Raw genomic sequence first — 23,965 nt, forward strand, 5'->3', positions numbered from 1 at the left:
TGAGACCGTTGGCAGTCTGAAAATCACCCGCAACGCCCCTCTCCGGGCCACCCCCTGCGCCGCCCCTTCCGCAGCGCGTCCCTCTCGCCTGGTCGAGGGAGGGGAGGGGGAGGGGGGTGGGTGGGTGAGTTGGTGGGTGGGGTGCTGTGGGGGGTGCTGTGGGGGGTGCTGTGGGGGGTGCTGTGGGGGGTGCTGGGGGTGGGGCGTTCGTCCGTTTGGGGTAGTGGCCGGATTGTCCGGTGTGGTGGGGGGAGACTGCGGGCGGACGGGGTCGTGCGGTGCAGGAGGAGGAATGGTGGCGGGTACGGGTGAGGCGGTGGCGGCTGGGGTGCCGGGGGCGCGCGGGGTGGCGGGGTTGCCCCGGCACGGGGTGGAGCGGGCGATGTTCCGGGCGATCGCGGGTGCGCGGGGTGGGGCGGAGGCCGTTCGGCTGTTGCGTGCGGGGCAGTTGAGCAAGCGTGCCCTGCTGTTGCTCGCGCTGCGTCGGGCGGCGCCGGAGCACGAGGGCTACCGCGAGGCGTACGCCAGGGTCCGGGCGTTGCAGGGGGAGGACCGGATGCGCTGGGAATCGGTGCTGCTGCGACCGGAGTTGGACGCCTGGGCGGCTGACTGCCTGCGGGGGATCGCGGCCGGTGAGGAGGTTCCGCTGGACGGGCTGGACGGGCTGGGCGGGTTCCTCCGGGGCGGGGGCGGAGTGGTGCTGCCGGTGGAGTGCGACGGGCTGAGCTGGGCGCCGAGGGTGGACCATATCGGACCGTACCGGGTGGACTACGGGCGGCCACCGGCCGGTCCGCTGTCGGATTCCGAACTGGAGCTCTGGCGCGAGGAGTTGGCGCTGGCGTGGAGCATTCTGGTGCGCCGCCACCGGTGGCACGCGGAGGCGGTCGCGGCGTGTGTCGGCACCATCGTTCCGCTGCGGTCCGCGCCCGGTGGGGAGGCGGTCAGTGCGGCGGCCCGGCGGGCGTACGGGGCGGTGGCGGCCTCGTTGCCGGGGGATCCGGTGGTGCTGGCGCTGGCGCTGGTCCATGAGTTCCTGCACGTCCAACTCGGTGCCCTGCTGGACCTGGTGCCGCTGCACCGGCCCAACGGACCGGCCGTGTACCACGCGCCCTGGCGGCCGGACCTGCGCCCGGCCGGCGCGCTGCTGCAGGGGGCGTACGCGCACCTGGGGGTCGCGGATTTCTGGTGCGCGGAGGCGGCCGCGGGCGAAGGGGAGCGGGCGGAGCGGGAGTTCGCGCGGTGGCGGGGGCACACCCTGGAGGCTGCGGACACCTTGCTGGGGTGCGGGGAATTGACCGAGCAGGGGAAGGAGTTCACCGAGGAGTTGGCCCGGGCCGTGCGTGGGCTGGGCTGAGGGGAATCAGTCGAACGGTTGGTCGGATGCTTGCCGTGCGGTGCGCTTCGGCGCGCGCCAGGGCGAAGTGCGCGACCGCTGAACGGGTGAAAAACGGGGGTTCCGCGCCCCGTCGTGCGACGTCGGCCGCTTGGTGCGCCCAACGTGAGTCGACAACGTGCCGCGTGGAGTCTTCGCGGGCACTACATTGGTCGCAATCAGGTGGCTTACCCACCCTCGGCAGGTCCTAACCGCGCCCTAAGGAAACGAATATGACTCCGGTAACCAGCACCAGGCCGGCCGGCAACCTCACTGACCTTCAGGAGACGCCGGAACGTCCGTCCCTCGCCGATCTGGCCGCCCTCGGGGCGGAGGAACTCGCCTCCCGCCTGCAGCGCGCGCTCCCCGGCGCGGAATCCGGCCTCGTGCCGGTCGCGGCCTTCAACTCCTCGATCTGAACCGCCGAGCGACACCCGATCCGAACGGATCCCCGAAAAGTTCCATGACGACGTCGATCCCGCTGCCCCTGACGCAGTTCGTGGTGAAGATGCACAGCAGGTGTGATCTCGCGTGCGACCACTGCTACGTCTACGAGCACGCGGACCGCAGCTGGAGCTCCCGCCCGAAGGTCCTCGCGGACGGGATCATGGCCAAGGCCGCCGAGCGCATCGGCGAGCACGCGGCCGCCCACCGGCTGCCCGCCGTCCGGGTCGTCCTGCACGGGGGAGAACCCCTGCTCGCCGGCCCGGACCGCTTGCGCCGCGCCGCCGAGGCGCTCCGGGCCGCGCTGCCGCCCGGCTGTGCGCTCGACCTGCGCATCCACACCAACGGCGTGCTGCTGAGCCGCGCCTTCTGCACGCTGTTCGCGGAGTTGGACCTCAAGGTCGGCATCTCGCTGGACGGCGACAGGGCCGCCAACGACCGCCACCGGCGCTTCGCCGACGGGCGCAGCAGCCACCCGCAGGTCCTGCGGGCCGTCGGGCTGCTGAACGAGCCCGGGTTCCGGCACCTCTTCGCCGGGCTGCTGTGCACGATGGACGTCGAGAACGACCCGGCGGTCGTGTACCGAGCACTGGCCGAACTCCGGCCCCCCGCCGTCGACTTCCTGCTTCCGCACGCCACCTGGGACGAGCCGCCCAAACGCCCCGACGCGCTCGGTGCCACCCCGTACGCCGACTGGCTGCTGACCGTCCACGGGCTGTGGGAGGCGGACGGGCGGCCGTTCGCCGTGCGGATCTTCGAATCGGTGCACCGGACGCTGCGCGGGTTCTCCAGCCTCACCGAGTCGCTCGGGCTGGAGCCCTCCGACCTGGCCGTCCTGGAGACGGACGGCAGCTTCGAGCAGGCCGACAGCCTGAAGACCGCGTACGACGGCGCGCCCGCCACCGGGATGAACGTTTTCGCGCACAGCCTCGACGACCTCGCCCGCCACCCCGGCATCGCCGCCCGCCAGTCCGGCCTGGCCGGACTGAGCGAGGCCTGCCGCGCCTGCTCCGTCGTCCGCTCCTGTGGAGGCGGGCTGTACGCCCACCGCTATCGGAGCGACGATGGAGGAGGCAGCTTCGACCATCCCTCCGTCTACTGCGGTGATCTCATGACGCTGATCAACGGGCTTGCGGGGAGCGGAGGTTCCGCCGCCGTGCCGGTGCAGGGCGGCGGACCGGCCGCCGACCGCCCGGTGCTGCCCGGCGCCCTCACCTCCGCGCAACTCGACGAACTCGCCCGGGGCTACGGCGGTGCGGACACCGTCGCCGCGCTCGGCCGATCCCAACTCGCCCTCACCCGGGCGATGCTGGCCGCCGCCTGGGACGCCTCCGGGCAGGGCCGGCCCGAGGCCTGGGCCCTGCTGTCGGAACTGGACGTCGAGGCCCCCGCCGCCGTGGACGCCGTCCTCGCCCACCCGTACGCCCGCGCCTGGGCGGCCCGGCGGCTCGCCGGGGACCTCCGGTTCGGGCTCGGCCCGCTGGCCGCCCTCGCCGCGGCCGCGGCCGTCCGGGCCGGGCGCGGGGACGCGGTGCCGGTGCCCGTGCGCGGCGGGTGGCTGCACCTGCCGACGCTCGGGCGGATCGCCGTACCCGACGGGGAGGCGGTGGTCACCGGACGGGCCGACGGCTTCGAGGTGCGGTCCGTCGCCGGCCCGGTGCGCACGGTCCTGGACGAGCCGCTGCGGCGGGTCCGGCTGGCCGGCGGCTGGACGGTCGCCCTGGAGGACACCGACCCGCTGCGCGACTCCCACGACCACCCGGTGGCCGACCGGCTGCCGGACGCCGAACTGCTCGACTGGACGGGCGCTTTGCGCGAGGCCTGGGAGCTGCTCGGGCGGGACCTGCCCGGATACGCGGAGGGCATCCGGGCCGGACTGTCGACGGTCACCCCGTTGCGGCCCGGCCCCGCCGGGCGGGACGTCAGCTCGGCGGCCCGGCAGGCGTACGGCGCGGTCGGCATCGCCCGGCCCGCCACCGCGCCCACCCTCGCACTGCTGCTCGCGCACGAGTTCCAGCACGTCAAACTCGGCGCGGTGCTCGACCTGACCGACCTGTACGACCGCGGCGACACCGCGCTCTACTTCGCCCCCTGGCGGCCCGACCCCCGGCCGCTCGAAGGGCTGCTCCAAGGCACGTACGCCCACCTCGCCGTCACCGAGTACTGGGGCACCCGCACCCGGGCGTACGACGGCCTGCCGGGCGAGGCCGCCGACCGGGCGCGCGCGCAGTTCGCGCTCTGGCGGCGGTACACCGCCGAGGCCGTGGAACGGCTGGCCGGGTCCGGAGCCCTGACCGGGGCCGGCTTGCGCTTCGCCGACGGCATGCGTGCCACCGTGGCACCCTGGCTCGCCCTGTCGCTGCCCGCCGCCGCCGAGCAGACGGCCGACCGGCTGCGACGGGACCGGGCCGGGGTCTGACCCCACAACCGCCCCGCCCCGGGCCGTCCCTCGCCCCGGGGCCCTCAACCCCGGGGAACCGTCATCCTCACCGAACCCCGCGCCGGCAGCCTCGCCGTCGCAGACCCCGCCCCCTCCCACGTCCGCCCGCTGCGCCGCGAGTTCGCCGAGCTCGGGGTCCGCCCGGGCACGGTGCTGCACGTCCAGGCGTCCCTGCGCAGGCTCGGCCCGGTGCCGGGCGGGGCCGCCGGCGTGATCGACGCCCTGCTCGACCTGCTGGGCCCCGAGGGCACGCTGGTCGCCTACACGGCCACCCCCGAGAACTCCGCCACCTCGCGCATCCACCAGGCCGCCGTGGCCGGCCGCTCCCCGGCGGAAGTGGCCGACTACCAGGCCCGGATGCCGCGCTTCGACCCGGCCACCACACCGGCCTCCCCGACCATGGGGGCCCTGTCGGAGGCGATCCGCACCCACCGCGGCGCGCTGCGCAGCCGCCACCCGCAGACCTCCTGGGCGGCGGTGGGGCGTCGCGCTCGGGAGATCACCGCCCGCCACCCCGACACCTGCCACCTGGGCGTCGACTCCCCGCTGGGGCGGCTCTACGACCTGGACGCCCGGGTGCTGATGATCGGCGTCCCGATGGACCGCTTCACCGCCTTCCACCTCGCCGACCTGCGGCTGCCGGACGTGGCCGTGCGCGAGTACCGGTGCGTCGGGGAGGACGGCTGGACCGCGTTCGAGGCGCCCGACCTGGACGACCTCCACTTCGGCGCCCTCGGCGCCCGGGTCCTGCGGCTGGCCCGGGGCGTCACCACCGCCCGGATCGGCGGCGCCGACTGCCGCCTCGTCCCGGTCCGGGAGGCCGTGGACCTCGCGGAGCGGATCCGGCGGGAGGAGTGCCGGGTTTAGGGCGCTCCGAGCGCTCAGAGGCTGCGGGCGGTGATGTCGCCGTGCGGGGTGGTGGCGCGGATGTCGAGCTCGGTGGTGCCGTCGTTGCGTAGGGCGTTGCTGATCCGGCCGTGGGCGGTGGCGGCGTCCAGGACGGCGGAGGTGCCCGGGGCGGCGCCGACGGTGATGGAGCCGGACTGGGTGCTGAGGGTGACGATCCCGCGCAGGGCCTGCGCGATCCGGATGTCGCCGCGGGCGGTGCTGATCTCGGCGGGGCCGTTCAGCCGGCCGATCTCGACGTCGCCGTCGACGGCGGTGAGGCGGACGCCGTCGGCCTCGTCGATCTTGATCTGCCGGTGGGCGCCGGTGAAGTCGAGGTCGCCCAGCCGGCCGACCACGCGCAGCTCGGCGGCCTCGGTCCGGGCCTCGACGCGGGAGCCGGCCGGCAGCTGGACGGTGACCTCGACCGAGCCGGGGCCGGTGAGCCCGCTCCTGCCCCCGGTGGTGATCCGCAGGACGCCGTCGGTGTAGGTGGCGGTGGTCTGCTCGGCGGTCCGGACGTCGCGGCCCTTCGAGGCGTCGGCGGGCCGGATCTCGACGGTGGTGTCGGCGCGGTCGGCGGCGATCAGCTGGACGCGTCCGGCCGGGACGTCGAGGACGGCGGTGATCGCGGCGGTGGTGTCGAACTTCTGCATCGTGCTTCCTTCGTGAGGGGCGGGCGCTTGCTGCGCCCGTCGTTTCTGACGATGGAAAAGCTACGTTGCGTTCATGAATGTGGCAACGAGCATGTTGCGTCGAATCCGCATTATTGCAGGTAGTTGCCGGGAAATCGTTGCAACGGTCCAGAATCTAATGCAACGTCATGGGATCCGATCGTTGCAATGAGGTGAGAGTGAACGCTATCCGGGTGCGGGTGCGGGTGCGGGCGTGCGCTCAGGCGACGAAGTGGTCGAACTCCCCGGCCTTGGCGCCCAGGACCCAGGCGTTGAACTTGGCGCGGGTGGTGGTGACGACGCGGGCGGGGTCGTCCGACTCGCGGATGTGGACCAGGTCGCCCTCGGAGGCGATCTCCAGATAGTCGGCACCGTCGCCGCTGGTGCTGGACTTCTGCCAGTCGAGGTGATCCACGAGGTGCCTTCCTGGTCGTTCGCGGCGGCCCGAACGAGGGTACTGCTCCTGCGAAGAAGGCGGCGGCATCGTTTCGGTCATGTCAATTCGTGCGAGTCGTTGTGCTATTCCATTGGGGTGTCAGTCGTTCCTACACTGAAGCCCCGCCGCACGGGGGCTGCGGGAGGCAGGTTGCCGACGGGCCCGGGGGAGGCGCGTGTGACTGACCGGGGCTGGGACGAGGACGACACCCGGCCGTACTTCTTCCTCTCCTACGCGCACACCCCGAAAGCCGGTGCGCGGGGCGCCGGCGACCCGAACCACTGGGTCCGCCAGCTGTACCGGGACCTCTGCGAGGCGGTGCTCCAGCTCACCACCGTCCCCGACGGGGTGCCGGTCGGATTCATGGACGAGTCCATGCACCAGGGCGAGTTGTGGGCCGAGCGGCTGTCCGACGAACTGGCGAGCTGCCGGGTGTTCGTCCCGCTCTACTCCCCCCGGTACTTCAACAGCGTGCCGTGTGGTCAGGAGTGGCACGCCTTCACCCGCCGACCGGTCTACCCGGCGAACCTCGACTCCGAGCGCACCAGCGGCATCGTCCCCGTGCTGTGGGCGCCGATGAGCCGCTACCGGCTGCCCAAGGTGGCCGGCGAACTCCAGTTCAACCACGCGAGTTTCGGCCCGGACTACGCCACCGAGGGCCTGTACGCGCTGATGAAGCTCAGCTACTTCCGCGCCGCCTACGAGCTGGCCGTGCACCGCCTGGCGGCCCGGATCGTCCAGGTCGCGGAGGAGACGGTGATCCCGGTCGGGCGGCGCCTCGAATTCAACTCCCTGCCCAGCGCGTTCAACGTCACCGCCCCGACCAGGCAGCTGCGGATCTCGGTGCTCGCCTACCACCAGGGCGAGTTGCCGGAGGACCGCAGCCCCGACTACTACGGCGAGCGGCGCACCGACTGGCACCCGTACCGGCCGGTCGGCTCGCCGATCGCGCAGCACGCGGTACGGCTGGCCCGGCAGTTGGGCTTCCAGCCGACGGTGCACGAGTTCGACGACGAAGCCGAGTCGATCATCGAGGGCCACGCCGAGGCCCCCGGACTGCTGCTGCTCGACCGCTGGGCGCTGCGCGACCCGCACCGGCGCGAGCTGGTCCGGCGCTTCGACCGCTCGGACGCGACCTGGGTCAGCGTCCTGGAGCCGTACAACGCCGACGACCCCGAGTGCCGGGAACGCGCGGGCGAGCTGGACGACTTGAGCGACGACGCGCTGCGGAGCACCCGGCGGGCCGGCCGCCCGAGCTTCCTCGGCGCGACCGGCCCCACCGGGCTGCACTCGCTGGAGGACTTCGACGACGCGCTGCCCAGGGCCGCGATGAAGGCCAAGTACGCCTTCGAGGGGCGCACCAGGGCCGAGCCGGAGGAACCGCCGCCGCCCCGGCCGAGCCTGCGGGACGCCTTCCGGCGCGGCGGCGGGCCCGGACCGGACGGCTCCCACGACGACCGCCCCGCGCGGCGGCGCACCAACGGCAACGATCCGTACCGCGAGCACGACCAGTACCGCGACGACGGCGATGACCCGTACCGCGAGCACGACCAGTACCGCGACGACGGCGATGACCCCGATGACGGGATGGCGCCCCTGGGAGGACGAGGAAACCGATGACCGAGAACCGCACCAGGAACCTCCGCCTCGGCGGCCTCACCGCCGCCGACCTGGCCGACCGGCGCGAGGCCGAGCGGAAGGCCGCGGAGCAGGACCGCAACGGCCGGATCATCACCTTCTACTCCTACAAGGGCGGCACCGGCCGCACCATGGCCCTCGCCAACACCGCCTGGATCCTGGCCGCCAACGGCTTCCGGGTGCTCACCGTGGACTGGGACCTGGAGGCGCCGGGCCTCGCCAAGTTCTTCCACCCCTTCCTCGACCCGGCCTCCCTGGCCGGCACCACCGGGATGATGGACCTGATCGCCGAGTACCGCGAGGAGGCGCTGCGCCCGGTCGAGCACGCCGAGGGCTGGCACCTGGACTTCGCCCGGGTGCACCCGCACGCGCTGTCGCTCGCCTGGCCGCACTTCCCGGCCGGCGGCAGCCTGGACTTCCTCTCCGCGGGCCAGTTCAACCGGGACTACTCCGAGGCCGTCACCCACCTCGACTGGGACATCTTCTACGACCGCTTCGACGGCGGGCAGTTCTTCGACGCGCTCAAGGCCGACATGGCCAAGCGCTACGACTACGTGCTGATCGACTCCCGCACCGGCCTGTCCGACATCGCCGAGATCTGCACCGTCCAGATGCCCGACGACCTGGTGGTCTGCTTCACCCTGAGCGACCAGTCCATCGACGGAGCCTCCCGGATCGCCCAGCACATCCACGACCGGTACCGCGAGCGCGGCATCCGCATCCTGCCCGTCCCGATGCGCATCGACGAGGGCGAGAAGGAGAAGGCGGACGCCGGCCGGGCCCTCGCCCGGGTCCGCTTCGACGGCCTGCCCTCCGGCTTCGGCGGCGAGGAACTCGCCCAGTACTGGGGCTCGGTGGAGATCCCGTACCGGCCGTTCTACGCCTACGAGGAGATCCTCGCCACCTTCGGCGACCAGACCGGCACCCCGACCTCGATGCTGGCCGCCTGCGAGCGGCTGACCTCCATGATCACCGAGGGGCGGGTCACCGGCCTGCCGCCGGTGGACGAGGAGGTGCGGCTGCGCTACGTGGACGCCTTCACCCGCCGCCGCCCGTCCGTCCCCGCCGACCTCTACCTCTCCTACGTCCCCGAGGACCGGATGTGGGCGGACTGGATCGAGTCCGTCCTCACCCGGGCCGGCTTCCGGGTGCTGCCCCGCGACCTGAGCGCCGGCACCGACCCGCGCGAGGAGACCGAGCGCGGCATCGACTCCGCGTACCGGACGGTCGCCGTGCTCTCGCCCGCCTACCAGCGCTCCCCGCAGGCGCGGGCGCTGTGGGAGTCGGTGGTCAGCTCCGACCCCTCCGGCACCCGGCGCCAGCTGCTGCCCGTCCGGGTCGGCGACGTCCGGCTCACCGCGCCGTTCAGCAACCGGAACCCGGTCGACCTGGTCGGCCGCGACGAGGCGCAGTCGGTCCAGAGCCTGCTGCGCGCGCTCGGCCGCGGCGACGCGCCGCTCGGCGACGCCCCCAGCGGCGGACCGCGCTTCCCCGGCAGCAAGCCCTCGGTGTGGGACGTCCCGCCGCGCAACCCCTCCTTCACCGGCCGCTCCGCCGTCCTGGAGCAGCTGCGCAACCAGCTGCGCGGCGGCATGGCGGCCGTCCTGCCGACCCCGCAGACCCTGTACGGGCTCGGCGGCGTGGGCAAGACCCAGGTGGCGCTGGAGTACGCCCACCGCTTCATGTCCGACTACGACCTGGTCTGGTGGATCGACGCCGAGCAGACCGAGCTGGTCGCCCCCGCGCTGGCCGAACTCGCCCGCCGGCTCGGCCTGCGGGTCGGCGACTCGGTGACCGAGGCCGCCGAGGCCGCCCGGGAGGCGCTGCGCCGCGGCGTTCCCACCTCGCGCTGGCTGCTGATCTTCGACAACGCCGACGAGCCCGCCGAGATCCGCCGCTTCTTCCCCGGCGGCTCCGGCCACATCCTGGTCACCTCCCGCAACCAGGCCTGGACCGGGCACGCCGAGGCGCTGGAGGTCGACGTCTTCACCCGCGGCGAGAGCGTCGAGCACCTGTGCCGGCGCGCCCGCAGCCTCTCCCGGCCGGATGCCGACCGGGTCGCCGAAGCCGTCGGCGACCTGCCGCTGGCCGTCGAGGTCGCCGCCGCCTGGCTGGACACCACCGGCACCCCGGTGGAGACCTACGTCTCCCAGCTGCACGCCGAGGCGGCCCGCGCACTGGCCGTCGGCCGCCCCGCCGACTACCCGACCCCGGTCGCCGCGACCTGGAACGTCTCGATCGGACGGCTGCGCCAGCAGTCCCCGGCGGCGGTGCGGCTGCTCCAGCTGTGCGCGTTCTTCGCGCCCGAGCCGATCTCGATGAACCTCTTCTACAGCGACCAGATGATCCGGGCGCTGGTGAAGTACGACGCCGACCTCAGCGACAAGTTCATGCTGGGCAAGGTGATCCAGGCGATCGGCCGGTACGCGCTGGCCAAGGTCGACGCGGGCAGCAACAGCTTCCAGGTGCACCGGCTCGTCCAGGCGGTGATCCGGGCCGGGATGAGCGCCGACGAGCAGGAGATCGCCGTCCACGAGGTGCACCGCATCCTCACCGGTGCCCGGCCCGTCCTCGGCGACACCGACGACCCGGCCAACTGGCCCGCCTTCGACGAGATCTGGCCGCACCTGTCGCCCTCCAAGGCGCACAACTGCGACGAGGCGGACACCCGCCAGCTGCTCATCGACCGGGTCCGCTACCTGTGGAAGCGCGGCGAACTCGACCGCGCCCGCGACCTCGGCCACGCGCTCGACGCCGAGTGGACCAGCAAGCTCGGCGAGGACGACCGGCAGACCCTGCTGCTGCGCTTCCAGCTCGCCAACGTGCTTCGATCCCAGGGGAGTTACGCGGACGCGCTGGCCCTGGACGAAGCCACCCTGGAGCGCCAGCGGGCGCTGCTCGGCGAGCACCACCCGTACACCCTGATGACGGCCGGCTCGCTCGGCGCCGACCGCCGGGCGCTCGGCCGGTTCCAGGCCGCGCTCGACCTCGACCGCGAGATCCTCGACCAGTTCCGCGAGTTGTTCGGCGACGACAACCCGCGCACGCTCTCCATGGCGAACAACCTGGCGATCGACTACCGGCTCGTCGGCGAGAGCGAGGCCGCCCGCGAACTCGACCAGGAGACCCTCGACCGGCGCACCGCCGTGCTCGGCCCCAAGCACCCGTACACCCTCATCACCAAGTCCGCCCTCGCCCGTGACCTGCGCGAACTCGGGGACTACCGCGGTTCGGTGGAGCTGCTCCAGGAAGTCACCGCGGAGTTCGGCGACGGGCTCGACCCGGGCCTGCCGGAGAGCCTGCGCAACGCCAAGTCGCTGGCCGTCTCGCTGCGCCGGATGGGCCAGCTCGCCGAGGCCCGCCGGATCACCAAGGAGACCTACGAGCGCTACCTGGAGCGCTACGGCGCCGACGCCCCCGACGCGCTCGCCTGCGCGCTCAACCTGGCCGCCGACCACAGCGCGTTCGGCGACAAGGAGGCCGCCCGCGACCTCTGCGCCACCGTCTTCGAGGGCCACCGCCGGCTGTTCGGCGACGAGCACCCGTTCACCCTGGCCTGCGCCAACAACCTCGGCATCTACCTGCGCGGCAGCGGCGACGTCCCGGGCGCCATCGAGCGCGGCCGGCTCACCGTCGAGGGGCTGACCCGCTCGGTCGGGGCGGAGCACCCGTACACCCTCAACGCGATGATCAACCTGGCCAACGCCTACGGCGACGACGGGCAGCTCGAACTCGCCGAGCAGCTCGGCCGGACCGCGCACCGGGGCCTGTGCGAGCGCTACTCGGCGCAGCACCCGGACGCGGTGGCCTGCGAGGCCAACCTGGCCGTCACCCTGCGGGCGGCCAACCGGCACACCCAGGCCGCCGAACTGCGGTCGCGGGCGATCGCCGAGCTGATCCGGCAGTTCGGCGAGGAGCACCCCAACACGGTGTCGGCGCGCGGCTGGAAGCGGATCAACCGCGACCTGGAGCCGCAGCCGGTCTGATCGGGAGGGGGCGGGGTACGCTGCGGCACCATGAGCGACACCCCGCCCCCGGTCCCCCCGGTCCTGGTCACCCGGCGCCTCGCGCCCGGTGTCATGGAGCGGCTCACCGCCCACCACGCCGTCACCTGCCACGACTCCGACCTGGCGATGGACCGGGCCGAGCTGCTCGCCGCCGTCCGCGGCCGGCGGGCCGTGCTCACCACCCTGGACGACCGGGTGGACGCCGAGTTCCTGGACGCGGCCGGCCCCGCCCTGCGGATCGTCGCCAACCACGCGGTCGGCTACCACAACATCGACCTGGCCGCCTGCGCCGAGCGCGGCGTCCTGGTCTCCCACACCCCCGGGGTGCTCACCACCGCCACCGCCGACATGGCCTGGGCGCTGCTGCTGGCCGCCACCCGCCGGCTCGGCGAGGGCGAGCGGCTGCTGCGCTCCGGCACGCCCTGGACCTGGGCGCCCAACTTCCTGCTCGGCATGGAGCTGTCCGGCACCCCGCTGGGCGTGCTCGGCATGGGCCGGATCGGGCGGGCGGTGGCCCGCCGGGCCCGCGCCTTCGAGATGCCGGTCAGCTACCACAACCGCCGTGAACTGCCGTCCGAGCAGGCCGAGGGCGCCGACTGGAAGCCGCTGGAGGACCTGCTCGCCACGTCCACCGTGCTGGTCGTCACCTGCCCGCTCGGCGACTCCACCCGGCACCTCCTGGACGCCCGCCGGCTGGCGCTGCTGCCGCACGGCGCGGTGGTGGTCAGCATGACCGCCGGCGTGGTGGACGAGGAGGCGCTGGCCGCCGCGCTGGAGTCAGGGGCGCTGTTCGCCGCGGCCGTGGACAACTTCGAGCACGAGCCGGCCGTCCCGTCCGCGCTGCTCGCCCAGGAACGCGCGGTGCTGGCCCCGCACCTGGGCAGCGCCACCGTCGCCACCCGGCAGGCGATGGGCGGCCTGGCGGTGGACAACGTCCTCGCGGTGCTCGCCGGCGGGGAGCCGGTGACCCCGGTACGGCCCTGAGGGGCGGGGCTACCTGCTCTTCGGCTGGTCGTAGTACAGGTCGGTGAGGTACCAGGCGACGAGCGGCCCGTGGGCCTCCCGGGCTTGCTCCGGGGTGAGGCCGGCCGGGTCGTTCGTGACGGTCCGGCGCAGGTGCTTCCGGCTCTTCCGGGGCAGCTGCCAGTCGGGGATCAGATGCTCGCCCGGGATGTCCCAGTCGATCTGGACGACCTCCCGCCCGTCGTGGACGGAGTGGGGGCCGGGGCTGTGGGGATCCAGGTCCCGCGAGTACTGCGGCTGGGGCGGGAGGCGTTCGATCAGTTCGGGGACCGCCTGCTCGACGGGCTCCGACGGCGCGAAGTAGCCGATGATCCGCAGGTGCCCCGTCAGCGCGGATTCGACCCCGGGAGTGCTGTGGGGAAGGCGGAAGTTCAGCCGTGAACCCCGCGAACAGCTGTCGATCGTCTGGCAGAGGACGAGCCGGAGCCCGTAGGTCCGCGCGATCTCGCCCAGCCGCTCCCGCAGCTGCTCCGCCGCCTCCTCGCGGGCCTGCCGGAAGGCCTTGGAGCGGACGACCCGCCGCAGGCGCCAGGTCGCCGGCATGCCGGGGGCGAGCACCGCCTGCCCGGCGAGGGCGGCGAGGAGCACGACCAGCCCCAGGATCCCTTCCACCTTCGCCGACCCGCGGCGCCAGTTGCTCATCCGCCCACCCTCGCAGAACGGACCCACCCCGCACCTGAGTACGTGGACTCAGAAGCCGCTTCAGGTGCTAACCCGCCGCCCAGGCCAGGGCGGTGGTCATCACCCGGAACGCCCCGAAGTGCGCGGCGCCGGGCTCCAGGAACAGTTCGGCGCCCGGGATGCGGTCGGCCAGCCAGCGGGAGTGGTCGACCGGCGAGAACTGGTCGTCCGCGCCGTGCCAGAGCCAGGTCGGCACCCGGATCGAGCCGACGTCGAAGCCCCAGTCGGCGGTGAAGGCCAGCACGTCGTCGATCCAGCCGTCCGCGCCGTGCCGGAACGCCTCCCGGTAGTTGCTCTGCAGCATCCGCCGCAGCCCGCTGTCGGCCACCACCTCCCGGTCGGCGGGGGAGAGTTCGGTGCGCAGCCCGTTCAGCAGCCGGACCGGGTCGTCCTTGATCTGCCGGGAGCGGAACTCCATCGCGTCGGCGATCCGGCCGTGCCCGCGCTCGGCCTCCTGGTACGCGCGGACGTTGGACGGGGTCATCCCCGCGTACCAGTCCAGGCCGGCCGCGTCGCGCGGCGCCAGGCCCACCAGCACCGCGACCCGGCTGACCCGCTCCGGCAGCAGCGCCGCACAGGCCAGCGCGTGCGGGCCGCCGCCGGAGCGGCCGAGCACCGCGAAGCCGTCCAGCCCGAACTCGTCCGCGATCGTCCGGACGTCGGCCGCCGCCGCGCTCACCCGGCGGCCGAACAGCCGGGTCGAGTCGCCGTAGCCGGGACGGTCGTACGAGATCAGCCGCACCCCGAGCCGGTACAGGACGGTGCTGCGCGGGTGCGGGCCGACCCGGCTGCCGGGCATGCCGTGCAGCAGGAACACCGGCCGACCGCGCGGATCGCCGAGGGACTCCACCGCGAGGGCGCGGTCGTCCGCGGTCTTGACCATCCGTAACGACACCTGCGGCCTCCTCAGTGCTCCCGGCCGGTCGCCCGCTCCGGGTCGCTTCGCTGTTCCCGGCCGGTCGCCCGCTCCGGGTCGGTTCCCTGTGCGCGTTCGGCCCCCTGCTCCGGACCGGTCTCGGACTCCCGGTCGGTGGTGGTGCGCACCTCCCGGCGGGCCTGCCAGGTGGTGTGCTCGCGGGAGATCGCGTCCTCGGCGTCCCGGGCCAGCCGGGCCCAGATCTCCTCGGCCTCCGGCGAATCCAGGTCCAGCTCGGCGAGTTGGCACTGGATCTGGGTCAACTCCTCGGCGGCCAGCCCGTACGCGGCCGCCAGCGGCCGGTACTGGCGCAGCTGCGCCCAGGCGGTGACCGAGGCGGCGACCGCCGAGACGGTGCCCAGCGCGTCGTAGGTGAACGCGCCGAGCGCCCGCAGCAGCGCCAGCACCAGGCCGAGCGCGGGCAGCAGCACGCCGAGCACCCCGGCCCAGTGCCCGGCCCGGGCGCAGTAGCGGGCCTTGGCCCGGTACCAGTCGCGCTGCACCCGGATCCGCTCGCCCAGGTACACCTCGCGGCGCACCGCCAGCGGCCGGTCGCGCAGCTCGCGCATCGCCGCGGTGATCTCCACCCCGCCGTCCGGGCCGACGACCGGGCTGTCCCGGAAGGCGCCGAGCACCCGGCCGAGCTGGAAGCGGTACAGGCCCTCGGCGTCCGGCAGGGTGCGCGGCGGCGGCTGGTAGGCATCGGCCCGGACGGCGTACTTCCAGGCGAGGGTCTTCACCGACTCGGCGGCCGCCCGGCCCTCGTACCAGAGGCCCTGCGGGTTCTGCCGGCCGATGACCACCGCCAGGACGATCGCGCCGAGGTAGGCGACGGCGGCCGGCCAGGCCCAGGGCCCGCCGTCGGCCGAGCCGGTCGCGGCGGCGACCACCAGCAGGACGAGTTCCCAGGCGGAGAGCAGCACCGAACGCTGCTGCCCGCGCAGCGAGGCCGCGTCGGCGGCCCAGAAGAACCCGGGCAGCAGGTCCCGCTCGCGCACCCACCCGGTCCGTCCCGCACCAGACGCCATGTTCGGCCCCCACCCGTCGCTCCGGTCGCACCGCTCTCCTGCCCCGGGCGGCTTCCCGGTACGCCTGGCGCCGGCCGGGGCGGCCCGCAATGGCCGGGAAGGCCCGGTGGATTGTCCGGTACGCCCCGTGTTCGCTCCGGCACTCAGCGTGCAGGGGCGTGTCAGGCGGGCCCGGCGCCGCGCCCGGTTCGGCGGGCGTACGGGATTCAGCGGGCGTCCGGGATTCAGTGGGCGTTCAGGGTTCCGTGGGTGTGCGCGGTTCAGTGGGCGTTCAGGGTTCCGTCGGTGTGCGCGGTTCAGTGGGTGTAGAAGACCCGGTCGGCGTTGTCGGCCATCTGCTTGGCGTTCCACTCGGTGCCGCCCGGGACGTTGCCGGAGCGGAACAGCGGCGGCGCGGGCGCGTCCCCGGCGGCCGCGCGGTCGGCCAGCCGGCCGACCGCGGAGGCCACCACGGCCTGCATCAGCGCGCTGGTCACGATGGTGGAGACCGGGCCGAAGGCGGTCTCGGCGCCGGGGTGGGTGAGCTCGCCGTCGCCGACCGCGATCTTGCTGTCCAGCACCACGTCGCAGTGGTCCTTCAGGTAGGTGCCGGACGGGTGCGCCGAGGGCACCTCCTCCGGGTAGGCCAGCGAGGTCACCCCGATCACCCGCAGGCCGCGGTCCCGGGCGTACCGGGCCAGCTCGACCGGCATGACCTGGCGGCCGGACAGCGAGATCACGAACAGCAGGTCGCCGGTGGTCGCGGGGGTCAGGTCCAGGGTGGCGGTGGCCAGCCCGGAGACCCGCTCCAGGGCGCTCGACAGCGGGGCGGGCATCACCGTCACCCCGGCCGTCCCGGGCACGTTCAGGAGGTTCATCGGGACCAGCCCGCCGGCCCGGTAGACGACGTCCTGGGCTGGCAGCGAGGAGTGCCCGGCACCGAAGGTGAACACCCGGCGGCCCTCCGCGATCGCCTCCGCCAGCAGCGCGGCGGCGGCCTCGACGGTGTCGGCCTCCTCCTCGCGGACCCGCTGGAGGTGGGCGATCGCGGCGTCGAAGTACCTGCCGACCAGGTCGTTCATCGGGTGCCTCCGCTCTCTGCCGGTGAGGGAGCCGGCTCGGTGGGGCGGTCCTGGTGGTCCGGACCGCCGGTGGAGAAAGCTACGGCGAGCACGGTCGCGTTCCGGTGGTGCCGCTGTCAACAGGAACGAAATCCCGTACCGGAAGCCCCCGCGCGGGCCCGGTTGCCGCCCCGGTACGTCAGAATTGGCGATGAGGACACCGAGGAACGGAGCCAGCGGCGATGTCTGGGCTGATCGACACCACTGAGATGTACCTTCGCACCATCCTGGAGCTGGAGGAGGAGGGCATCGTCCCGATGCGCGCCCGGATCGCGGAGCGCCTGGAACAGAGCGGCCCCACGGTCAGCCAGACGGTCGGCCGGATGGAGCGCGACGGCCTGCTCCAGGTCGCGGGGGACCGTCACCTCGAACTCACCGAGGAGGGCCGCCGGCTCGCGGTGCGCGTCATGCGCAAGCACCGCATCGCCGAGTGCCTGCTCGTCGACGTGATCGGCCTGGAGTGGGAGCAGGTGCACGAGGAGGCCTGCCGCTGGGAGCACGTGATGAGCGAGACCGTCGAGCGCAAGGTGCTCGCCATGCTCGGCCACCCCACCCAGTCCCCGTACGGCAACCCGATCCCGGGCCTGGACGAGCTGGGCGACGCCAAGGCCGAGGGCGAGGGCTTCGACGCCGGGCTCGTCCCGCTGGACACCGTCAAGCCGGGCGAGGCCGGGGCCGACGTGGTGGTCCGCCGGATCGGCGAGCCGATCCAGACCGACAGCGTGCTGATGAGCACCCTGCGCCGGGCGGGCGTCCGGCCGGGCTCCACGGTCAAGGTGAGCGCCGGTGTCGCCGGTGTGCTGGTCGGCAGCGGCGACAACGCGGCGGAGCTGGGCAAGGACATCGCCCAGCACGTCTTCGTCGCCCAGGCCTGACCCAGGCATGACCCAGGTCTGACCCTCCGCTCCCCGGACCGCCGAGCGGGCCCGCTGCTCCCTCCCAGAGCAGCGGGCCCGACCCGTCCTCCCCGTTCCCTCCCGTCCCTCCCTGCTCCCTCCCGCTCCCCGCCACCGCCTCGCCCGGCTTCCCCGTCCGAGCGCCCCTTCGGCGTCCCCGCACCGCCATTCCTCCCCTCGGCCGATCATGGCAATCCTTGAGCGCTGTCACTCGTACGGGGGGCTTCTCCGGTTGACCAGCGGGTAGGCGGAGGCCTTATCCGGACATGCGTATGACGGGCCCCGCCTCCGGTGGGAGACAAGGCCCGTCACTCGCGCGCGTTGTGTCGCGCGGTGCGCGCCCTCGCCCGATCGGCGTAGGGCGGCTGTCCGGGGGAGGGTGAACCGGGCGGGTGCCCGGTCAGCCCACCGGGGCCGGCTGGGCGGCCTGGGCGGCGCGGTGGGCGGGCGCGTCGCGGCCGCAGGCGTACGCGAGCGGGCTGATCAGCTCGGCGGCGTCCGGCAGCCAGCGGTTGAGCGCGGAGGGGGAGCGGGCCCACTGGGCGTACCCGGTGGAGCCGATCCGGGACGGCGGGGCGACCGTCCAGTCCCCCTCGCCGCGGGCCACCAGGTCCAGCCGGCCGGGCGGCCAGCCGAGCTTGCGGAGCATCTCCGGGAGCTTGGCGGCGACCCCGGGCAGCACCAGGAAGTGCAGCCGGCGGCCGATCCGCCCGGGCGCGGCGGGCAGCACCGCGACCGGGCCCAGCTGGAGGTCCATCCGCTCCATCCGGGCCAGCGCCAGGCAGCCGGCCGTCTCCGGCACGTCCAGGACGTCGAAGGAGCGGCCGGTCGGCAGCAGGATCGAGGCCTGGGGCCGTTCCGTCCACCAGCGCCGCACCGCGCCCGGTCCGGCGCTCGCCTTGCGGGCCCAGTCCGCGTCCACCGGGTGGGCGCCCGGCAGCGCGCAGCGCGGATCGCCGCAGGAGCAGCGGGCGGCCCCGTCGCCGTCGATCAGCCAAGCGCCCGGGGCCACCTCCCAGTGGCGGTTCTCGGCGTAGCCGACGGCTTCGATGAGCAACGGGGGCAGACCGGCGTTCTTGTCCTGGCCGGAGGCGTCGGGGATGTCTTCCACGCGCTGCTCAACTACCGTGCGTGAGGCGGGTTACGGGCCGGAGGCGCCCGGTTGGGCGCATCCCGGCAATGTCACCCGTTCCGGTTACTCAACCGAGTTGGTGCGGTCGGGGGCGGGCGCAGCGGGGGCGCACGGGAGCATTTCCCAGGGCGCAAGGGGGGTGCGGTTCGTCACCGTGGGTATCCCGCTGGCGTTGCTGATCGCTAACCTGGTGTCAGATTCCTTGGACGGTCGGACAGTCGGCAACAGATCAGCAGAATCGTCGCCCACCGGCCGGGACCGGAGGGTGTGGGGAGGCGAAGCCCAATGGCCGCGAGACCACTCGTCGCACGACAGCCCAACGAGCGTCTGCAGCAACTGATCCAGGAGGCCAGCTGCTCCAACGCCGGCTTGGCCCGGAGGGTCAACCTCTGCGGCGCCGAGCACGGTCTGGACCTGAGGTACGACAAGACCTCCGTCGCCCGCTGGCTGCGCGGTCAGCAGCCGCGCGGGCAGGCGCCGGCCGTGATCGCCGAGGCCCTGGGCCGCAAGCTCGGCCGCAGCGTGTCGGTCGAGGAGATCGGCATGGCGGACGGCAAGAACCTGAGCTCGGGCATCGGGCTGCAGTTCGCGCCGACCCTGGGCGCGGCCCTGGAGCAGGTCTGCGAGTTGTGGCGCAGTGACGTCGGCCGACGGGACTTCCTGACCGGGGCGACGGTCGCCGCCTCCGCGCTGGTGGAGCCCAGCCGGGACTGGCTGATCACCCCGCCGGACCCGGTGGTGGCGCGCACCGGCGGCCCCCGGGTCGGCCCGACCGACGTGGCCGCGATCAAGGCGACCACGGCGATGCTGGTCGACCTGGACCACCGCTTCGGCAGCGGGCACGTGCGCCCGGTCGTGGTGCACTACCTCAACTCGGTGGTCTCCGGCCTGCTCGGCGGGGCCTACCGGGAGGAGACCGGTCGCCAACTCTTCGCCGCGGTGGCCCGGTTGACCGAACTGGCCGGCTACATGGCGGTGGACACCGGGCAGCCGGGACTGGCCCAGCGCTACTACATCCAGGCCCTGCGGCTCGCCCAGGCGGCCGACGACCGCGGCTACGGCGGCTACGTGCTGGCCGCCTCGATGAGCCACCTGGCGGCCACCCTCGGCAATCCGCGGGAGATCGCCCAACTCGCCCGCGCCGCGCAGGAGGGCGCCCGCACGGTGGCCACCCCGACGGCGATGGCGATGTTCTACGCCGCCGAGGCCCGCGGCCACGCCCTGCTCGGCGACGCCCGCTCCTGCGAGGCGGTGGCGGCCAGGGCGCTGGAGATGATGGAGAAACGCCGCGCGGAGGACGATCCGGACTGGATCGCCCACTTCGACGACGCCTACCTCGCGGACGAGCTGGCCCACTGCCACCGGGACCTGGAACAGGCCGGCCAGGCCGAGCACTACGCCCGCCGGGCGCTCGACCTGCACCCGCCGACCCGGGTCCGGCGCCGCGCGGTGGACCTGGTGCTGCTGGCCACCGCCCAGCTGCAGCAGCGGGACCTGGAACGCGCCTGCGAGACGGGCACCCAGGCGGTGCGGCTGCTGAGCGGGCTGCGCTCCAACCGGGGCGTGGAGTACCTGGACGAGTTCCGGCGCCGGCTGGAGCCGTACCGGGAGCAGCGGGTGGTCCGGGAGTTCCACGCCCGGGCGGACGCCGAGGCGGCTTGAGGGGAGGCGGCCTGAGGGGAGGCGGACCGGCCGGGGGCAGCCCCGGATCGTCTGTGCAGGGAGCGTGATGGATGTCCCGCCCACGTGGTCACCCGGTGAGGTGAACCGGTAGCGTGGGCGCGACGTCCAAGGAACTGTGATGCTCCCAAGAACCGACGAGATGTGGTCCGCCGTCAGCGCGCGGTCCTGCACAGGTGAGGAATCGCGTTGAGTCAGCGCCGCTCGTACCCCAACTCGGGTGACTTCAACCTGGACGACCTGTTCCGCCCCGAGCCCGGCCAGCCGCAGGGCCAGCCGGGGCAGCCCCCGTACCCGGGGCAGCAGGGCCAGCAGGGCCAGCCGGGCCACGCGGCGGTGCCGCCGGTGGGGCAGCCGTCCGGGCAGCCCGAGTACCTCGGCGAGGGCGCGCACGCACTGCCGACCCACGTCGCGCCGGCCCCGCCGATGCCCGCGGCGGGCGCCCCGTGGGGTGCGCCGCAGCCCGGGTACGGCGGTCCGCAGGCCGAGCCGGCCCCGGAGACGCAGCACCTGCCGCCGTACCCGGTCGCCGACCCGCAGGCGGGCGGCTACCCGGCGCCGCAGCCCCAGTCCGGCTTCCCGCAGCAGCAGGCCGCGCCCGGCTACCAGGCGTACCCGCCGGCCGCGCAGCCCCAGCCGGCCCACCCGGCGCAGGACTACCAGCAGGGCTACGCCCCGAGCCACGGGGAGGGCTTCGACGCGACCCGGGCGGGCGGGGGCGGCCGCGACCGCCGCCCGTCCAACAAGCTGATCATCGGCGGGGTGGTGGCGGGCTGCGCGGCGGCCGGCATCCTGGTCGCCGTGCTGATGGGCGGTGGCGGCAACGACACCAAGGACGCCAAGAAGACCACCCCGGTGGCCGCCGCCGGCACCGGTACGGCCACCGGCGCGGCGAGCGCGAGCGGCTCCGGTGCCGCCGTCGACCCGGAGGTCAAGGCCCAGGCGCAGCCGCTGTCGGACCTGCTGGGCACCGCGAGCGACAGCCGCAGCTCGGTGGTCTCCGCGGTCGCCTCGGTGCAGAAGTGCGACAAGCTCCCCGAGTCCCAGCAGGCCCTCACCGCGGCGGCCGGCAAGCGCCGCGAGCTGCAGACCAAGCTCGGCCAGCTGAAGACGGACAAGCTGCCCGGCGGCCAGCAGCTGGTCGAGCAGCTGAACGCGGCCTGGGCCGCCTCGGCCCAGGCCGACGACGAGTACGCGGCCTGGGCGCAGGACGCGCAGGCCGCCTGCGACGCGAAGAAGCAGGACAACCAGCACTACAAGAACGCCGTCCAGGCCAGCGGCACCGCGACCACCGCGAAGAAGCAGGCCTCCACGCTCTGGAACACGATCGCCGGCCAGACCGGTCTGCCGGTGCGCGGCGACGGCGACCTGTAGGCGAGGGCGGCCCGTGGGCGAGGGCGGCCCGTGGGCGACGGCGACCTGTAGGCGGGGGCGACCTGTGGCGGAAGCGGCAGGACGGGCGGGGCGGGGCCTCCGGCGGGCCCGCCCCCTCGCGCGTCAGGCCGGCGGGCGGCCTCCGGTGAGCGCCCAGCGGACGTCCACGAAGCCCGGCTGCTGCAGGGTCATCCGGCCGTTCTTGACCACCTGGTAGGTGACCCAGGTGTTCACCAGCCGGGGCGACTCGGTGCTGGGCAGCATGTTGGTGCCGCCCCAGTTCAGCGGCGGGGTGATCCCGGTGTCGATGCCCTCGCCGGCGTCCAGCAGCCCGGTGATCGACTTCGAGGTGACCGGCTTGCCGGCCTCCGACAGCTTCTGCGTCACCGTGCGGAACACCTCGTAGGCGACCCAGGTGGTCTGCACCCCGGGGTCGGAGACGTCGATGGTGTTCCCGCCGGTGGTGTCGGCGCGCACCACCGCGCGCAGCCCGTCCCAGATCTTGGCCGACTCCGGGGGGTACCAACTGGTGACGTAGGCGCCGCCGAGCGGGCCGGTGTCGCCGCCGGTGGAGTCGACCACCGACTGCTGGACGCTGCCGATCACCGAGGCGATCCGGGTGTTCTTCGGGTTCAGCCGGCGGTAGGAGTCGAGCAGGTTGCCGGTGGGCAGGGCGGCCAGGGCGCTGGTGACGCAGTTGCCCGCCTCGTCCTTGCCGATCGCCTTGCGGGCCACCTGGGTGTAGTCGGAGGACTGCTCGGGCGCCTTCACGTCCTGCAGCCTGATCCCGGCGGGGCGCAGCGCGTTGCCCAGGTAGCCGAGCAGGTTGTCGCCGGCCGGGGTGTCCGGGCGGACCAGGGCCACGGTCTTGCAGCCGGCCTCCACCAGCTGGCGGCCGTTGCCCGCGATCAGCGCGGGCATGCCGCCGTCCACCGGGTAGGACAGCGGGCTGGAGAACTCCGGCTGGGAGAGGCCGTACCCGCCGATCAGCGGGATCCCGGCGCGCTCCAGCACCGGCATGAAGGCCTCCCCCCACTGGCTGTACGAGCCGATCACCGCGATGACCTTGGCGTCCACCGCCTGCTGGGCGCAGGCCCGGGCGCCGTCGGCGCTGTTGCGCTCGTTGCAGGTGAGCACCCGCAGTCGGCGGCCGTTCAGCCCGCCCTTGGTGTTGACGTCCTGGCCGATCGCGGAGGCGAGCGCGGTCATGCCCGGCCGGTCGGCGGTCCCGGTGCCGGACGGCGCCCAGGTCATCACCGCCAGGTCGTCGCCGCCGGCGGCATCGGCCGGTCCGCCGCACGCGGAGGCCGAGAGGAGGGTGGGGAGTAACGCGGCCGCGGTCGCGGCGGCGGCGATCGGACGGCGGCGGCGCCGCCCGGACGGGGGACGGGCCTGGAACGAGTCCCTTCGGCTGGTCATCGGTCTTCCCTCTCTCTGGGCGCACTCCGGCGCACCGGAGACAGCCAAGCCCCGGTGCCACAAGCCGAGAGGGCGGAAATGTGAACGGTTCACCAACGGCAGCCGAAATCCGTAGCGGTACGCGTGTAGATCGCGAGTGGAGTACGAACGGACAGGGAACGTACGATCGCTCACCATGTCCGCCAGCACAGATTCTTCGCACCGGTACGCCCGAACCCCTTCTCGTCCGGGCCACCGCTCCAGCACGATGGGCGGCATGCCGCTCAACGACCTGCCCTGGTGGCGCTGGCGAGCCCGACTGCGCTCGGCGCTGCACATGCTGTCCGACCCCGCCTTCCAGCAGGAGGCCTGGCTGTCCGGCCGGGAGGGGTACGGGGACGTGACCGACGCCGTCTACCGGCTCGTCGAGGACACCTGGCTGGACCGCTGGTCCGCCGAGAAGTACGTGGGCACGATCTTCCGTGACTCCGCCGAGGCCGCGCTGGTCGACGTCGCGGTGCTGCGGGCGGTGCAGCTGCTGCACGAGGTCGGCGCGGACGCCCCGGCCTCCGCCTACTTCGGCCACCCCGGCTGGCCGGAGACCGTCCGGGCCGCCCGCGAGGCGCACGTCCTGCTGGCCGTCGGCGACGGGGACGACCCGGACGCCGCGCCCAAGTCGCTGGACGTGCTGCGCATCCTCACCCAGGTCTGAGCGCAGGTCGGCACCCGGGTCCGGCACCCGGGTCCGGCACCCGGGCCGGCCCGGGCGGACGCCGCCGTCCCGCAGTACGGGCAGCGGGGCGGCGACTGTCCAGGATGTGACACGCTGGACCGTCCACGC

The 23,965-nt window shown here is 73.9% G+C and carries 19 protein-coding genes; 11 read left to right on the top strand and 8 right to left on the bottom strand.

Going from position 1 to position 23,965, the window contains the following annotated elements; translation table 11 throughout:
• Positions 1-448 precede the first annotated feature (448 nt).
• The 4 genes from ACIRD3_RS33685 (at position 449) to ACIRD3_RS33700 (ending at position 5,123) form a co-directional block, all read left to right on the top strand.
• Positions 449-1,354, top strand: a complete 906-nt coding sequence (locus ACIRD3_RS33685; protein WP_402224148.1) for an aKG-HExxH-type peptide beta-hydroxylase — start codon at positions 449-451, stop codon at positions 1,352-1,354.
• Positions 1,355-1,605: 251 nt separating this feature from the next.
• A complete protein-coding gene (locus tag ACIRD3_RS33690) occupies positions 1,606-1,791 on the top strand; it encodes a hypothetical protein (protein ID WP_402224150.1) in 186 nt (61 codons plus the stop codon).
• Positions 1,792-1,835: 44 nt separating this feature from the next.
• Positions 1,836-4,235: an FxsB family cyclophane-forming radical SAM/SPASM peptide maturase gene (locus ACIRD3_RS33695; RefSeq protein ID WP_402224151.1), complete on the top strand. Its 2,400-nt coding sequence runs from the start codon at positions 1,836-1,838 to the stop codon at positions 4,233-4,235.
• A 171-nt stretch (positions 4,236-4,406) separates the two neighbouring features.
• Positions 4,407-5,123 (top strand): aminoglycoside N(3)-acetyltransferase, encoded by a 717-nt coding sequence (locus ACIRD3_RS33700; RefSeq protein WP_402224153.1) that lies wholly within the window; start codon positions 4,407-4,409, stop codon positions 5,121-5,123.
• Between the two features lie 14 nt (positions 5,124-5,137).
• On the opposite strand, the gene ACIRD3_RS33705 is transcribed toward ACIRD3_RS33700, so the two are convergent.
• Together ACIRD3_RS33705 and ACIRD3_RS33710 are read right to left on the bottom strand one after the other, a co-directional pair.
• Positions 5,138-5,797, bottom strand: coding sequence for a DUF4097 family beta strand repeat-containing protein (locus tag ACIRD3_RS33705; RefSeq protein WP_402224155.1), 660 nt, complete (start codon positions 5,795-5,797; stop codon positions 5,138-5,140).
• A 238-nt stretch (positions 5,798-6,035) separates the two neighbouring features.
• Positions 6,036-6,230: a DUF397 domain-containing protein gene (locus ACIRD3_RS33710; RefSeq protein ID WP_402224157.1), complete on the bottom strand. Its 195-nt coding sequence runs from the start codon at positions 6,228-6,230 to the stop codon at positions 6,036-6,038.
• A 198-nt stretch (positions 6,231-6,428) separates the two neighbouring features.
• Between ACIRD3_RS33710 and ACIRD3_RS33715 the strand changes: the two genes are divergently transcribed.
• The 3 genes from ACIRD3_RS33715 to ACIRD3_RS33725 are packed head-to-tail and all read left to right on the top strand — an operon-like array spanning position 6,429 to position 12,880.
• A complete protein-coding gene (locus ACIRD3_RS33715; RefSeq protein ID WP_402224159.1) occupies positions 6,429-7,871 on the top strand; it encodes a TIR-like protein FxsC in 1,443 nt (480 codons plus the stop codon).
• On the top strand, positions 7,868-11,875 hold the full coding sequence (gene fxsT / locus ACIRD3_RS33720) for an FxSxx-COOH system tetratricopeptide repeat protein (protein WP_402224161.1): 4,008 nt from the start codon (positions 7,868-7,870) through the stop codon (positions 11,873-11,875). Before ACIRD3_RS33715 ends, fxsT begins: the two co-directional genes overlap by 4 nt.
• A gap of 30 nt (positions 11,876-11,905) precedes the next feature.
• On the top strand, positions 11,906-12,880 hold the full coding sequence (locus tag ACIRD3_RS33725; RefSeq protein ID WP_402224163.1) for a 2-hydroxyacid dehydrogenase: 975 nt from the start codon (positions 11,906-11,908) through the stop codon (positions 12,878-12,880).
• Positions 12,881-12,889: 9 nt separating this feature from the next.
• Here the strand turns inward: ACIRD3_RS33725 and ACIRD3_RS33730 are convergent, their stop codons facing one another.
• The 4 genes from ACIRD3_RS33730 to ACIRD3_RS33745 all read right to left on the bottom strand — a co-directional run bounded on the left by ACIRD3_RS33730 (position 12,890) and on the right by ACIRD3_RS33745 (position 16,605).
• Positions 12,890-13,561 (bottom strand): hypothetical protein, encoded by a 672-nt coding sequence (locus ACIRD3_RS33730; RefSeq protein ID WP_402224165.1) that lies wholly within the window; start codon positions 13,559-13,561, stop codon positions 12,890-12,892.
• Positions 13,562-13,628: 67 nt separating this feature from the next.
• Entirely contained in the window at positions 13,629-14,483 is an 855-nt protein-coding gene (locus ACIRD3_RS33735; protein ID WP_402224302.1) for an alpha/beta fold hydrolase, read from the bottom strand.
• Between the two features lie 23 nt (positions 14,484-14,506).
• On the bottom strand, positions 14,507-15,514 hold the full coding sequence (locus ACIRD3_RS33740) for a DUF4231 domain-containing protein (protein WP_402224167.1): 1,008 nt from the start codon (positions 15,512-15,514) through the stop codon (positions 14,507-14,509).
• 326 nt (positions 15,515-15,840) lie between these two features.
• Positions 15,841-16,605, bottom strand: coding sequence for an SIS domain-containing protein (locus ACIRD3_RS33745; protein WP_402224169.1), 765 nt, complete (start codon positions 16,603-16,605; stop codon positions 15,841-15,843).
• 221 nt (positions 16,606-16,826) lie between these two features.
• Here ACIRD3_RS33745 and ACIRD3_RS33750 point away from each other — a divergent pair, with 221 nt between their 5' ends.
• A complete protein-coding gene (locus ACIRD3_RS33750; RefSeq protein WP_402224171.1) occupies positions 16,827-17,519 on the top strand; it encodes a metal-dependent transcriptional regulator in 693 nt (230 codons plus the stop codon).
• 421 nt (positions 17,520-17,940) lie between these two features.
• Here the strand turns inward: ACIRD3_RS33750 and ACIRD3_RS33755 are convergent, their stop codons facing one another.
• Entirely contained in the window at positions 17,941-18,651 is a 711-nt protein-coding gene (locus tag ACIRD3_RS33755) for a bifunctional DNA primase/polymerase (protein ID WP_402224173.1), read from the bottom strand.
• Between the two features lie 306 nt (positions 18,652-18,957).
• Here ACIRD3_RS33755 and ACIRD3_RS33760 point away from each other — a divergent pair, with 306 nt between their 5' ends.
• Both ACIRD3_RS33760 and ACIRD3_RS33765 read left to right on the top strand, forming a co-directional pair.
• Complete coding sequence (locus ACIRD3_RS33760; RefSeq protein WP_402224174.1) at positions 18,958-20,334, top strand: transcriptional regulator; 1,377 nt, start codon at positions 18,958-18,960, stop codon at positions 20,332-20,334.
• A 207-nt stretch (positions 20,335-20,541) separates the two neighbouring features.
• Positions 20,542-21,726 (top strand): hypothetical protein, encoded by a 1,185-nt coding sequence (locus ACIRD3_RS33765; protein WP_402224176.1) that lies wholly within the window; start codon positions 20,542-20,544, stop codon positions 21,724-21,726.
• 123 nt (positions 21,727-21,849) lie between these two features.
• On the opposite strand, the gene ACIRD3_RS33770 is transcribed toward ACIRD3_RS33765, so the two are convergent.
• Positions 21,850-23,145: an ABC transporter substrate-binding protein gene (locus ACIRD3_RS33770; RefSeq protein ID WP_402224178.1), complete on the bottom strand. Its 1,296-nt coding sequence runs from the start codon at positions 23,143-23,145 to the stop codon at positions 21,850-21,852.
• A gap of 256 nt (positions 23,146-23,401) precedes the next feature.
• On the opposite strand from ACIRD3_RS33770, the gene ACIRD3_RS33775 reads away from it, so the two are divergent.
• The gene (locus ACIRD3_RS33775) at positions 23,402-23,836 is read left to right on the top strand and encodes a hypothetical protein (RefSeq protein WP_402224180.1); all 435 of its coding nucleotides are present in this window, start codon (positions 23,402-23,404) and stop codon (positions 23,834-23,836) included.
• The last annotated feature ends 129 nt before the right edge of the window (positions 23,837-23,965 follow it).

Origin of the sequence: Kitasatospora sp. NPDC093550, from assembly GCF_044764985.1 — a bacterium.
Classification (GTDB): Bacteria; Actinomycetota; Actinomycetes; order Streptomycetales; family Streptomycetaceae; genus Kitasatospora.